12 protein-coding genes and 1 pseudogene are annotated in these 12,361 nt (G+C 63.8%); 10 read left to right on the top strand and 3 right to left on the bottom strand.

The features are described from left to right. The first annotated feature begins 23 nt into the window (after positions 1–23). The 6 genes and pseudogenes from KIT10_05000 (at position 24) to KIT10_04975 (ending at position 3,716) form a co-directional block, all read left to right on the top strand. The gene (locus KIT10_05000; GenBank protein ID MCW5898607.1) at positions 24–620 is read left to right on the top strand and encodes a transferase hexapeptide repeat family protein; all 597 of its coding nucleotides are present in this window, start codon (positions 24–26) and stop codon (positions 618–620) included. Between the two features lie 91 nt (positions 621–711). Continuing rightward, positions 712–1,078: pseudogene (locus tag KIT10_04995) on the top strand (DMT family protein). Positions 1,079–1,197: 119 nt separating this feature from the next. Continuing rightward, positions 1,198–2,136 carry a hypothetical protein gene (locus KIT10_04990; protein ID MCW5898606.1) on the top strand — a complete coding sequence of 313 codons (939 nt, stop codon included), beginning with the start codon at positions 1,198–1,200 and terminating at the stop codon, positions 2,134–2,136. Between the two features lie 68 nt (positions 2,137–2,204). Then, on the top strand, positions 2,205–2,630 hold the full coding sequence (locus KIT10_04985; protein MCW5898605.1) for a response regulator: 426 nt from the start codon (positions 2,205–2,207) through the stop codon (positions 2,628–2,630). Between the two features lie 13 nt (positions 2,631–2,643). Continuing rightward, complete coding sequence (locus KIT10_04980) at positions 2,644–3,012, top strand: response regulator (GenBank protein ID MCW5898604.1); 369 nt, start codon at positions 2,644–2,646, stop codon at positions 3,010–3,012. 8 nt (positions 3,013–3,020) lie between these two features. Next, positions 3,021–3,716, top strand: coding sequence for a HAMP domain-containing histidine kinase (locus KIT10_04975; GenBank protein ID MCW5898603.1), 696 nt, complete (start codon positions 3,021–3,023; stop codon positions 3,714–3,716). 6 nt (positions 3,717–3,722) lie between these two features. Here KIT10_04975 and KIT10_04970 read toward each other — a convergent pair whose 3' ends face one another. Next, positions 3,723–4,658, bottom strand: a complete 936-nt coding sequence (locus KIT10_04970) for an NYN domain-containing protein (protein ID MCW5898602.1) — start codon at positions 4,656–4,658, stop codon at positions 3,723–3,725. Positions 4,659–4,725: 67 nt separating this feature from the next. On the opposite strand from KIT10_04970, the gene KIT10_04965 reads away from it, so the two are divergent. The 3 genes from KIT10_04965 (at position 4,726) to KIT10_04955 (ending at position 8,894) form a co-directional block, all read left to right on the top strand. Continuing rightward, the gene (locus tag KIT10_04965) at positions 4,726–5,286 is read left to right on the top strand and encodes a hypothetical protein (GenBank protein ID MCW5898601.1); all 561 of its coding nucleotides are present in this window, start codon (positions 4,726–4,728) and stop codon (positions 5,284–5,286) included. Between the two features lie 33 nt (positions 5,287–5,319). Next, entirely contained in the window at positions 5,320–6,639 is a 1,320-nt protein-coding gene (locus KIT10_04960; GenBank protein ID MCW5898600.1) for a sensor histidine kinase, read from the top strand. Between the two features lie 101 nt (positions 6,640–6,740). Next, on the top strand, positions 6,741–8,894 hold the full coding sequence (locus KIT10_04955; protein MCW5898599.1) for a S9 family peptidase: 2,154 nt from the start codon (positions 6,741–6,743) through the stop codon (positions 8,892–8,894). Between the two features lie 35 nt (positions 8,895–8,929). Here KIT10_04955 and KIT10_04950 read toward each other — a convergent pair whose 3' ends face one another. After that, positions 8,930–10,429 (bottom strand): hypothetical protein, encoded by a 1,500-nt coding sequence (locus tag KIT10_04950; protein ID MCW5898598.1) that lies wholly within the window; start codon positions 10,427–10,429, stop codon positions 8,930–8,932. Positions 10,430–10,500: 71 nt separating this feature from the next. Between KIT10_04950 and KIT10_04945 the strand changes: the two genes are divergently transcribed. Then, complete coding sequence (locus KIT10_04945; protein ID MCW5898597.1) at positions 10,501–11,001, top strand: GNAT family N-acetyltransferase; 501 nt, start codon at positions 10,501–10,503, stop codon at positions 10,999–11,001. Here the strand turns inward: KIT10_04945 and KIT10_04940 are convergent, their stop codons facing one another. Beyond that, positions 11,002–12,342 carry a hypothetical protein gene (locus tag KIT10_04940; protein MCW5898596.1) on the bottom strand — a complete coding sequence of 447 codons (1,341 nt, stop codon included), beginning with the start codon at positions 12,340–12,342 and terminating at the stop codon, positions 11,002–11,004. Between the last annotated feature and the right edge of the window lie 19 nt (positions 12,343–12,361).

Genomic DNA, 12,361 nt, shown 5'->3' with positions numbered 1-12,361 from the left:
TTGGCTGCGACTACCTTTCCCCCATGCTCTATGAATACAACGGCTACCGGCCGGTGGTGCACCCTTCGGCCTTCGTCCACCCGCAGGCCGTGGTCACCGGCAATGTGGTCATCGGCAGGGACGTGTACATCGGGCCCGGGGCGGCCTTGCGCGGCGATTGGGGCGAGATCGTGGTGAAGGATGGCTGCAACGTGCAGGAGAACTGCACCATCCACATGTTCCCCGGTGTGAAAGTGGTGTTGCATGAAGGGGCGCATATCGGCCATGGGGCTGTGATCCACGGGGCCACGATCGGCGCCAACTGCCTGGTGGGGATGAACGCGGTGGTGATGGACAACGTGGTGCTGGGGGAGGAGTGCATTGTGGGCGCTTTGACCTTCGTGCCCGCGGATACGCGATGGGAGCGAAGACTGCTGATCGTGGGCAATCCGGCGCGCATCGCCAAGGCCGTGAGCGATGAGATGATCGCCTGGAAGACCGAAGGCACCAGGCTGTACCAGCAGTTGCCCGCCGAGCTCCACGCCACCCTGAAGGAATGCGAACCTCTCCGCGAGGTGGACCGGAGCCGGCCGCCGATCACCGCGAAGTACAAGTCCTGGGGTGAGGTGAAGGGCGGGTAGCGGTCGGCGGCTGGCACGCTCTTCAATACGCTGCGGTCGATCGATCGTGGTGCGCGGGCCGGGCGAACCATGGCCATCATACCATCGACCCATGAAAGCCGCCTGGACCATCGGCCTGCCGATCCCCGCCAACGTCGATGTCCCTGGCCTGTTACGGGCACCTGCGTTTCAAGGACTTCAGTTGGGGCAAGGGGCTCGGCCTGGTCAGCATCATGCTCATCGGCTGGGGCATCGCCTTCTTCGAGTATGTGCCGCAGGTGCCGGCCAACCGCATCGGCAGCGACCAGCACGGTGGTCCCTTCACCCTGGTGCCATTGAAAGTGTCGCAGGAGGTCATCACGCTGGTGGTGTTCACCGGTTTCACGTTGCTGGCCTTCCGGCACGAAGTGCTGCGCTGGATCCATGCCCTGGCCGCCGTGCTGCTGGTGGCGGCCGTGTGGCTCGTCTTCCGCAAATAGGGTTGTCGGTGAAAGGATCCGCGTGCGCTCGTCGTTCCTGATGCGGGAACGCGTCCACGCCTTGTGCGGGATCGAACCCCGGCGCATCCTGTGTGTACGGACCACAAACCCCATTCGCCATGCGTACCACCATCCATTGCCTCGCCCTGCTGCTCGTCACGCCGTCCCTGGCGCAATACAACACGGAGAATCTCCGCATCTCGGCCACCGCCGCCATGTCGCGCCAGCCGGTGCTGGAGCGTCTCGCCCTCTATCCGGTGATGGCCAACGGCACCTTTCTGGCGGCACACGCCTCCGTGGAGAAGACCACGCCCATGAAGTCCGCCATCGCCGACAAGAAGCTGCGCATCACCGAGCAGGAACATGGTGCGCAGGTGAACAAGCTGATCGCGGAGAACACCTCGAAGGAAACCCTTTACCTGATGCAGGGCGAGGTGGTCGCCGGCGGCAAGCAGGACCGTGTGCTGGCGCAGGACCTGCTGCTGGCACCGGGGCAGCGCATGGAGGTGGCGGCCTATTGCGTGGAACAGGGCCGCTGGGAATCCGGCGCGGAACGCCGGGAGTTCAGCAAGACCACGGGTGTGGGCGCGCAGAAGATCCGCAGCGCGGTGGCCAACAAGAAGGAACAACAGGCCGTGTGGCAGGATGTGGCGGGCTACCTGGATGCGAAGTCCGTGAATGCCCCGACGGGGACCTTCAACGCCCTGCAGGAGGACAAGGAATTCCAGCAGGACATGGCACGCTACCGCAGGCACTTCGATGGGCTCTACCAGGACCACCCGCAGGTGGTGGGTGTGGTGGCCGTGAGCGGTGATCAGGTGATCGGCTGTGACATCTTCGCCACGCACGCCCTGTTCCGCGACGCCTACGACGGGCTGCTCACGGCCTACATCACCGAAGCCATCACACGGGGCGCGCCGGTGAAGGCAGGGCACCAGGAAGCACAGTCCTTTCTTGATGATCTGCTTGGCGATGAACGCCGCCTGGAGGATCGCATGAGGACGCGTGGATCGCTCTTCCGGGACAAGGACCGCACCCTGCGCGTGAGCTGGTTCTGAGCGCCTTTCGGCCGCTGGCTCGTTCGCCGAAACATTCCCCGCAGGGTCGCCGTTGCAACGCCCTGCCCATGGAGGACCTCATCAGCGTCACCGCACGCATCGGCCACATCCTGCTGCTCGACGACGAGGAGGATTGCGACTTCGTCACCCGTCTCGTATTGAAGAAGGCCGGTCACCAGGGTCGTGTCACCAGTTTCACCACCGCCACCGCGGCGTTGGATTTTCTGCGCAGCGGGCACGATATCCCGGACATCATGTTCGTGGACATCAACATGCCTGGCGTGAACGGATTCGAGTTCCTTTCCACCTGCGAAGGGGAGAAACTGCTGCCCAACGGGGTCACCTCGGTGATCATGTTCTCCAGCAGCAACCGACCGGCCGATCTGGAGCGGGCGTTGTCCTTCCGCTCGGTGACCGGATTCGTGGAGAAGGCCTTGACGGTGGACGATTTCCTCAGGGTGACGCGCGACCATGCGCGTGCGGGGAAAGAATAGCTTTGATGCGCCCATGAAAAAGATCCTCATCATCGAGGACGAGACGATCATCTCCTTCGGCTACCGGTTGCAACTGGAGCGGATGGGGTTCCAGGTGATCGGCACGGCACGCAGTTCCGAAGAGGCCGAGTTGTTGCTCCAGCGTGAGCGGCCGGACCTCATCATCATGGACATCTATCTCAAGGGCGAGAAGAACGGGCTTGAACTGGCGCAGGAGATCCATGCGCGCGATCCGATGCCGATCCTGTTCCTCACGGCCAGCACCAAGCCGGAGATCATCGCCGCCATCCGGGCCTTGAAGGATTGCGCCTATCTGCCCAAGCCCATCAACTCCGACAGTTTGGAGGACATGCTGCAGCGATTCGCGCGCAGCACCGCCTGAGGCCACCGATGGACGGTCCGCTGGACAAAGCAGGCCCGGGCACGGCCGAACGATTGCACCGCTTCGCGCACGACCTGCGCAATCGCCTCGCCGGGCTCAAGCAGGTGCTGGACCACCTGGGTGATGGGCAGGCATCGGAACCGGAACTGCGGGTCTTCGCGGAACGGCAATACTTCAAGGCCCTGCGCGAGGTGGAACAACTGCTCGACGATCTGGGCGTGGACCGCGGTCCCGGACAATTGGACCTGAAGCCGTTGGACCTGTCCGCGCTCCTGCGCCGGTGCGTGGACGACCTGGAGCACCGATTCAGCCGGAAAGAACAGCAAGTGCGACTCGATATCGACGGGTACGTGACCGTGGCCGGCGACGCACACCATCTGGGTACGATCATCTCAGCCCTGCTCTCGAACGCCTCGAAGTTCTCCCCGCGCGGGACTTCCATCCATGTTTCACTCTCCGGCGATGCGGCAGCCGCCACCCTGCGCGTGCGCGATGAAGGTGTTGGCCTGGACGCCGACGACCTGCGCGACCTGTTCGTGCGCTACGCCATGCTCAAGAGCCGCAGCACCGATGGTGAGCCGCAGGGCAGGGGCACCCTGGCCCGCGCCCGGCAATACGCCCAGGCGCAGCATGGCTCATTGGAAGCCCACAGCGGCGGACCCGGCACCGGCACCGAATTCATCCTGCGTCTGCCGTCCGCCTGACCGGCATCAGCCCATCACCGGCACCAGGGTGATGCTGCGTGCCACACGCTGGCCCTTGTTGTTCATGGCCACCTGGAACTCCACTTCGTCATTCACGTGCAGGTCCTCGAAAGCCACGTCCGTGAGGTCCTCGTGGCGGAAGAACAGGTTGTTGTCCGGGAAGCGGATGAAGCCGTAACCGTTCATCAGGCTCATGATCGTGCTGCGGTGGCGCGTGTCGTCCATCGGCTCGGACAGCATCGTGTCGAATGGGATCTGCTCCGGCTCACGTTCCACGCGCTGGACGAAAAGCTCGCGCACCAGTTCATCATCCTCCTTCAGCCCCTCCTCGATCAGGTCGTGCATGTCCATCGGATAGCTCACCTCGTTCCACAGGTCGATGCTGGTCTTGGTGGTCTGCAGCTCGCCGGTCGTCTGGTCGGTGAATTCGAAGTCCCAGCCCAGCAGCATGGTCTTGCAGCCCAAAGCGTGGAGCTTGCGCACCAGTGGCACATGGTCACCGTCGCTGGCCACCAGGGCCACCAGGTCGTAGCGCTTGTGCATGCAGAGCTCGAAGGTCTCCAGCGCCATCAGCACGTCGATGCCCTTTTCGCGCTTGCGGCCCTGCAGGTCCTTCACGGGCAGGTAATGCGTCTGCACGCCGTTGTACATCAGCACATCGTCGAACACCCGATCGTAGTAGAGCTGATTGGGTTTCTCGTTCGCGTCGCGGGCCGTGAACCGGCCGCGGAAGAAGTGCGCGTCGATGATGTGGCAGAGGCTGGCTTTGGTGCCCTCGCGTTCGGCGATCAGGTGTTTGACCAGGTCGTGAAGGCCTCCGATGTGGATGCGGCGACGGTGGGGGTGGACATAGTTGTAATAGTTGCTGACGTGGGTGAAATAGCTGCCGTCATAGAAGATCCCCACTTTCAGGGCGCGGGGGGGCCATTGCTGCATGCTCATGGACCGATGGTTGGATGGGGGCAAAGGTAGCGGCACGTATGGTGGGCGGGCGGCTAACTTGCGCGCCATGTCGCGCATGCCAGCGGTCCTGGTGGCCTTGGTTCTCTCGGGTCCTGCCATGGGGCAGCAGCCCGCGGAATATGGCGGGCAGGCCCTGTCGTTCAGCCGCGACATGAGCTTCCCGCTGAATGCCGTGCAGCTGCACGATCGCGCGGCGGAGGCCTGGACCTGGACCTTCGGCAGGGAACCGGGTGCCGCCATGCGCCGCAATGACCGCGAGGCCGGTATACTCGAGGGGCAGGCCCGGATAAATTTCCGCTCGGAGATGCTCACGCTTCGGGAGGAGACCATGGGCACGGTGGCCTACCGCGTGGTGGTGCGGACCAAGGCCGGGGAATGCCGTGTGATGGTGACCGAACTGGTCCATACCGGCAATCGGTCCGCGCACCGGGGCGGGGTGCATGTGGGCACGCTGACCACAGGTGAATTGCCCGCGCAACGGGTGCAGGGCATGGGGCGCACCACCACGGCGCGCGTGCATGGCGAGCTGAAGGTCCTGGCCATGCAGCGCATCAATCAGCTCCTACAGACCTTCGAGGCGCGCATCCGAGCGGGCATCGAGCCTTGAAACCCATGGCCAAGGCCCCCGTTGAAAGGGGCCGTGTCCAACAAGCTCAAGTGGCGTTCGTGGTGGAAATGGCCCCTGCTGGCCTCGGTGGTGGCGGTGGTCTTCATCGCTTCCGGTGTGGGTCTCGTGTCCAGCGCCCGGCAGGTGCAATCGCGCATCGCACATGAATTGCGGCTGCTGGACGATCTGGGCCGGCTGAATGAGGCCCTGCACCAGCTCGGTCTGGTGCAGCGGGTTGACGCCGGCACCGGTAGCTCCCATTGGGAAACCGAACTGGCGCGCGTTCGGGACCGCGTGCGGGCCATCGAACAGCGCTACCCGGGCGCCCCGGGCATCGACGAGATGCCGGCCGCCATCGGACGGGTGCTGCACCAGGCCGACTCCCTGCATCACCACATGCTGGCCGACGAAAGCGCCTGGAGCGAACAGCGCAAGGGCGGCATCATCACCCAGTTCATGGTGCAACGCGCCCAGAAGGTGGTGGAGCACACTTCCCGGCAGGTGCATGAGAAAGGTCTCGGGACCCATGTCAATGTGCTTTCCGCCAAATGGGACAAGGCCCAGGTGATGCTCACGCTCGCCTGTCTCTTCGCCATGGTATTCGCCTGGCTGGTGGGGGTGAGCAACAACCTGCTGCTGGAGAGCTCACAACGCGCCGCACAACTGGAGGCCACCCGCCATGACCTGGTGCGCACCAACCAGGAACTGCGCGAGACCATGCTGAGCAAGGAGGAGAAGGAGGTGATGCTGAAGGAGATCCACCACCGGGTGAAGAACAACCTGCAGATCGTCAAGAGCCTGATCCGCTTCCAGATGGACAAGGTGGGCGATGCGCACACGGCCGAACTCTTCAACGAATGCATCAACCGCGTGGGCGCCATGGCGCTGGTGCATGAACAGACCTACCTCAGCAAGGACCTCTCGAACATCGATGTCACCAGCTACCTGGACCAGCTGGTGCGCGACCTCTGCCACGCCTACACCATCGACATCCGGTTGAAGCTCGACATCCGCATCGAAGCGGGGACCCTGGGCGTGGACACCTTGATACCCCTGGGGCTGCTCATCACCGAGATCCTGTCCAACGCGCTGAAGTACGCCTTCAAGGGGCGGCAGGAAGGGACCATCCTGGTCCACTTCACCGGCGACATGGCCCGGGGCCTCACCTTGCGCATCGGCGACGACGGTGTGGGCCTGCCCGATCGTTCGCGTTGGGAACGCCCCAACAGCCTGGGCATCGAGCTTATCCATACGCTGGCGGGCCAGCTGGATGCGAGCGTGGCCCTGCTGGAGGGTGGTGGCACGGTGTACGAGCTCACCACGGTGTCCGTGGAACGCCGCAAGCGCGCCTGATCCCATTCGTCACAACTTTCACCGCAGGTGGAGACCCCGCCGTCGCCGGTCTCCGCGCTTCATAGCTTCGGCGCCTGCCGCAACGAATGGCAGGACAGACCATGCGCAGACCTTTCATCTTTGCCGCCCCGCTCGCCATGTTGATCAATGCCTGTGGCACGGAGCCCGCCGAAGTGACCACCATCCAATATCCCGAAACCCGGCAGGACCCCACCGCCGGTGACACCCTCCACGGCACCTGGGTGCCCGATCCCTACCGCTGGCTGGAGAACGACACCACCGAGGAGACCGCCGACTGGGTGCGGCGGCAGAACGAGGTGACGCAGGCCTGGCTGAACGACATCCCTTTTCGGGACGGCATCGCCAAGCGCTTCGAGGAACTCTATGACTATGCGAAAGTCAGTGCGCCGGTCCGCGTGGGCGACCTATACTTCCAGTACCGCAACAGTGGCCTGCAGAACCAGTACGTCATCTACGTGCGCAAGGGCCTCGATGGCGAGGACCAGGTCTTCATCGACCCCAACGCGGTCGATCCGGCGGGCACCACCAGCATCAACCTCAGTGGCGCCAGCCTGGACCGCCGCTACATGGTGGTGAATGTGCAGCGTGCCGGCAGCGACTGGCAGGAGTTCGAGATCTGGGACCTGGGCACCATGACCAAGTTGGACGACAAGCTGGAGTGGGTGAAATTCAGTGGTGCCAGTTGGTACAAGGACGGCTTCTTCTACAGCCGATTCCCGGCGGTGACGAAGGGCAGCAAGCTCAGCGTCGCCAGCCTGGGGCAGATGGTGTACTACCACCAGGTGGGCACCCCCCAAAGCGCTGACATCCTGGTGTACAAGGACGAACGGAACCCGGACCGTTACGTGGGCGTGGGCGTCACCGAAGGGGAGGAGTTCGCCACGTTGCGCATCAGCACCGGCACCGATGGCTACGAGCAATACTACCACGACCTGCGCAAGGGCGGTTTGCCGAAGCAGGGCACGGCCTGGGTGCCCTTGCAACAGGGCTTCGACTTCAAGACCGGCATCATGGACTACGACCACAAGCGCGACCGGTTGCTGGTACGGACCAACGTGGACGCACCCAACTACCGCTTGGTGGCCGTGGACCCCGCCAAACCCGCCAAGGAACACTGGGTGGACGTGCTACCGCACAAGGACCAACTGCTGGAGAGCGCCGGTCTTTGCGGCGGGCAGCTCTTCGCCGACTACCTGAAGGATGTGACCACCCGCATCTACCGCTACGACCCCGATGGCACCAACGAGCGCGAGATCGAACTGCCGGGACTGGGCAGCGCGGGTGGTTTCGGCGGCCGGCGCGACTACACCTACACCTTTTACAGCTACACCGATTTCACGGACCCCGGGACCATCTACAAGTACGACATCGCCACCGGCAAGAGCGAGATCTACTTCAGGCCGGAACTGAAGTTCGATCCCGACCAGTTCGAGACGAAGCAGGTGTTCTACCCGAGCAAGGATGGTACGCGGGTGCCCATGTTCATCACCCATAAGAAGGGTCTGAAGCTGGACGGCGGGAATCCCACGCTGTTGTATGCCTATGGCGGTTTCAACATCAGCCTGAGCCCGAGTTTCAGTGTGAGCCGCATGCTGTTGTTGGAACAGGGCGGGGTGTACGCCATGGCCAACCTGCGCGGCGGCGGCGAGTATGGCGAGGACTGGCACCAGGCCGGGATGAAGGAGAAGAAGCAGAATGTGTTCGACGACTTCATCGCCGCGGCGGAATACCTGGTGAAGGAGAAGTACACCAGCAAGGGGAAGCTCGGCATCATGGGTGGCAGCAACGGCGGACTGCTCGTGGGCGCCGTGATGACGCAGCGCCCCGAACTGTTCCAGGTGGCCTTTCCCGTGGTGGGCGTGCTGGACATGCTGCGCTTCCAGAAGTTCACCGCGGGCTTCGGCTGGACGCCCGAGTACGGCAATGCGGACAACAGCCCCGAGGAATTCGTGTACCTCAAGGCCTACTCACCGCTGCACAACATCAAGCCCGGCACCGCCTACCCCGCCACCCTGGTGATGACCGCCGACCACGATGACCGCGTGGTGCCGGCGCACAGCTTCAAGTTCATCAGTGCGTTGCAGGCCGCGCACCAAGGCCCGAACCCGGTGCTGATCCGTGTGGACGTGCAGGCCGGCCACGGTGCTGGCAAGCCCACCAGCAAGATCATCGAGGAGCAGGCGGACCAGTGGGGCTTCTTCTGGAAGAACGTGGGCTTCACGCCGAAATACTGAGGAGCTTCGGCCCATGGCCGGCCGGCGGGCACAACCTAATCGGCCGCCCGCATGAACAAGGCCCGCTGCGAAAGGCGTGGCAATACGGCCACGTACATGCCGGGAGCCAGGCTTCGTACATCAAGGCCATCGCCATACCCCTGGTCGGCCACCAAGGCCCCGGAAAGGTCATGGACCACGACCCACTCGTTCCGCGCCACTTCACCCGGCGTGCCCAACCAGAGGCGATCCCCGCACGGCACCGGATAGGCGGCGAGCGTGGACCGACCCGATGCCTCCTGGATGCCGGTGGCGCCGCATACCTGGGCGATGCTTCCCACGGGATCGCGTTCCAACATGATCAGGTCCGTGGTCGTCACCGTAGGTGTCAGGTTGTTCACGGGCGCCAGATCCACGAAGGCAGGCGAGTACGGGGAGGAGGTGACCGTGTTGTTGGGCACATAACCGCAGGCCTCACCGTCCGCGCTGAGAACGAATATGACCGAACTGCCCGATGCGATGAGGTCACCGGCGGCGTCGCGCTGGAACCTGCCGATCCCGCCGGTCGTGCAGTTGGAACATTCCATGGTGGAGATGAGGCTTCCCGTGTCGGTCAACCGGATCAGGATCGGTGTGTTGCCTCTGGAGCCCGACAGCAAGAGGCTGCCATCGTCGAGTTGTATGATGGCGGCGAGGTAGATGCCGGCGGGATCCTCGATCACCGCGCCAGCCAGGGGGTTGCCATCCATGTCCATGCGCAGGAAGTATCCGCGTGCCGGTGACCCGCTGGCCATCAATGCCCAGGCATGTTCGCCATTGGTCATGCGCACCACGCCGGACACCTGTTCAATGCCCGAGACCGGTGCGCCCAGATCGAGCCGTTTCATCCAGGTGGCGCCGCTGGCATCGAAGTGCCCGAGCAACGCGTCGTAGTCATTGGTGCCCGTGTTCCTGATCGAACCGCCCAGCACGTGCTCCGCGGGCGTTCCTGCCATGGCACCGGAGTAGAACCTGAACTGTGTGTTGCTCACCGTGGTCAAGCGGAAAGCGAACGAAGTGCCCGTCTGCTCGGCCTCCACACGGTACATGCCGCTGCCGAAGAAGCCATCCTGACTGGTGTACCCGTAGATGGCAGGGCCTTCGGAGAAAAGCATGGCGATGCGATGCTGCGAATGCTGCATGCCCGCGAAGCCTGTGACCCAGGCCAGCGAGCCATCCATGTCCACGGCGTGCAGTTGCGGTATGCTGCCACTGGTCAGGGCGCCGGAGACCACCATGCCCGTGGGGATGGGTGCGGCATCGAACATGTACCAGAGCGGATATTGGAAGCGGCGGGCCGCCAACGGGGTGACGTTCCAACCGGCATCCACGAGCAGCACCTGGGCATGGCTGCTGTCTATGCCGAAGCGGCGCTCCGACAGGATCAGGTGGCCGCCACCCGCGAGGGGCGACAGGCGCAGGTAGGCGCTGTTGCCCAACTGGTGGCTCTCAGGGGACTGTGCATGAACGCTGGGGGCGAACAGACCAAGCAGCGCGAAGGTGAAGACCCGATCCATGGCGGGTGTGTCGGCACTGGTGCGTCGGCCCCCGAAAGCTAAGTCCGGATGCACATGTTTATCCTTGTCCCGTGCCGATCTTTTCTCTTCGTCCATTCCGCTACGATGACCTCCCCGCATTGGTGAGGCAGGCCAACGACCCCACTGTGGCGGCCATGCTCACCGACGCCTTCCCGCATCCGTACACCGAGGAACACGGCCGTGCCTTCATCGCAGAGGCCATGAAGAGCCCTCCACTCCGGCGCTGTATCGAAGTGGATGGCGCATGCGCGGGTGCCATCGGTCTGCATCCGAAACCGGACCTCTGGCGGCGGAACATGGAGCTGGGCTATTGGCTGGCGAGGCAACACCGGGGCAAAGGCATCATGACGGAGGCCATCCGGCAGATGGTCCAATTGGGCTTTGACACCTTTCCGGAAGTGACGCGGATCTACGCCACACCATTCGGCGGCAACATCGCCTCGCAGAAAGCACTGGAGAAGGCGGGCTTTACGCTCGAAGCGAAGCTCATCGGCACGCTCATCAAGTACGGCAGGGTGGAGGACGAGTGGATCTACGCGGTGCGGCGCTGATCAAGCTTTGATGATCCGAGCACGCCGGACACCGCGCGCATCCCGGACTTCCAAGGTGTATGCACCGACAGGCAATGTGCCTGCATACAGTGCAGTGCCGGCACCCGATCCGGTCAGCACTGTACGCCCCATGCCATCCAGCACCACGTATCGATACGGACCCTCGATGCCGGCGAGATGCAGGACGTGCGAAACCGGGTTGGGCCACACCTTCAGAGCGCCCAAGGCAGCCTCGCTCATGCCGGTGCCGGGGTCGGGCATCAGGCGCATGATGCCACTGCGCTGTGTGCCATTGAAGGAGATCACACCACCGGAGAGGAGGACCTTGCCATCCGGCTGGAGCTGGATATCCAGGATGTTGCTGGCCGCATAGCTCGTCACCAGTGCACCATCCGGAGCAAGCCTGACCAGGCTGCCATTGAGCGCCACGCCGTTGTAGCTGGTGAACCAACCGGCCACCAGCAAGTCACCGTCGGGGAGTTCTTCGATGGCGGTCACGTCCTGATCGAAGCCCGTTCCGGGATCGAAGGAGGGGTCCAGCGAACCGGTGCTGCTGACACGGGCGATCCGCGACCGGGGCTGGCCATCCACGGCGGAGAAGCCACCACCGATCATGGCACGTCCGTCCGCCATCAGGTGCAGCGCCAATACACCATCGAAGGCGGTGGTGATCGAGGAGCTGAAGGTGGGATCCAGGAAACCATCCTGCTCCATGCGGAAGAGGTAGGGCCAGTCGCGGGAACCGACCAGGATCCGGCCGTCCGGTTGCAACACCTGTTGATCGGCGGACGATACCGGCGGCTGTGTGTTGAGGCCACCGTCGGCATAGAGCACCACGTATCCGGCCATCGGAGAGGAGATGGTGCCGCCACCGAACACCCGGCCGTTCGGCGCAACGGCCACGGTGTGGAACTTCCCGGCGGCCTGCGACAGGAACGACTGGTCCACATTGCCAAAGGGGTCCAGCCGGGCGAGACCCGTATGCAATTCACCATCCACAACAGTGAAGCCGCCACCGATGAGGATATGGCCGTTGGTCTGCACGAAAACCGCCGGACAGGCCGAGGAGTTGAGCACCGGATCGAAGGGCAGGTCCAGCGTGCCATCCGGGTGCAGCCGGCAGATGCCCGTGCGCGGGACCCCGTTGTAGACCTGGTAGAAGCCCCCGCACAGGATCTTCCCATCGGGCTGCAGCGCGAGGGTCAAGACACCCAGCCCCCCCGCGAAGTTGGTCCCACCCGGGTTGAAGGACAGGTCCACCACCAGGTCCTGGCCGAAAGCCTTGACAGGAAAGATGGCCGGGAGGACCAGACCGAGGAGCAGGGTGCGCAGGGCGTTCATACCTGCAAGACGCGGCACA

The sequence above is a fragment of the Flavobacteriales bacterium genome (genome assembly GCA_026129465.1).
Taxonomy (GTDB): Bacteria; Bacteroidota; Bacteroidia; order Flavobacteriales_F; family PHOS-HE28; genus PHOS-HE28.
This window is presented reverse-complemented; position numbering and strand designations above follow the sequence as displayed.

Excerpts from the sequence above, each read along its gene's own strand:
- KIT10_05000 (MCW5898607.1), top strand. The coding sequence starts at position 24 with ATGCTCTATGAATACAACGGCTACCGGCCGGTGGTGCACCCTTCGGCC.
- KIT10_04990 (MCW5898606.1), top strand. The coding sequence starts at position 1,198 with ATGCGTACCACCATCCATTGCCTCGCCCTGCTGCTCGTCACGCCGTCC.
- KIT10_04985 (MCW5898605.1), top strand. The coding sequence starts at position 2,205 with ATGGAGGACCTCATCAGCGTCACCGCACGCATCGGCCACATCCTGCTG.
- KIT10_04980 (MCW5898604.1), top strand. The coding sequence starts at position 2,644 with ATGAAAAAGATCCTCATCATCGAGGACGAGACGATCATCTCCTTCGGC.
- KIT10_04975 (MCW5898603.1), top strand. The coding sequence starts at position 3,021 with ATGGACGGTCCGCTGGACAAAGCAGGCCCGGGCACGGCCGAACGATTG.
- KIT10_04970 (MCW5898602.1), bottom strand. The coding sequence starts at position 4,658 with ATGAGCATGCAGCAATGGCCCCCCCGCGCCCTGAAAGTGGGGATCTTC.
- KIT10_04965 (MCW5898601.1), top strand. The coding sequence starts at position 4,726 with ATGTCGCGCATGCCAGCGGTCCTGGTGGCCTTGGTTCTCTCGGGTCCT.
- KIT10_04955 (MCW5898599.1), top strand. The coding sequence starts at position 6,741 with ATGCGCAGACCTTTCATCTTTGCCGCCCCGCTCGCCATGTTGATCAAT.
- KIT10_04950 (MCW5898598.1), bottom strand. The coding sequence starts at position 10,429 with ATGGATCGGGTCTTCACCTTCGCGCTGCTTGGTCTGTTCGCCCCCAGC.
- KIT10_04940 (MCW5898596.1), bottom strand. The coding sequence starts at position 12,342 with ATGAACGCCCTGCGCACCCTGCTCCTCGGTCTGGTCCTCCCGGCCATC.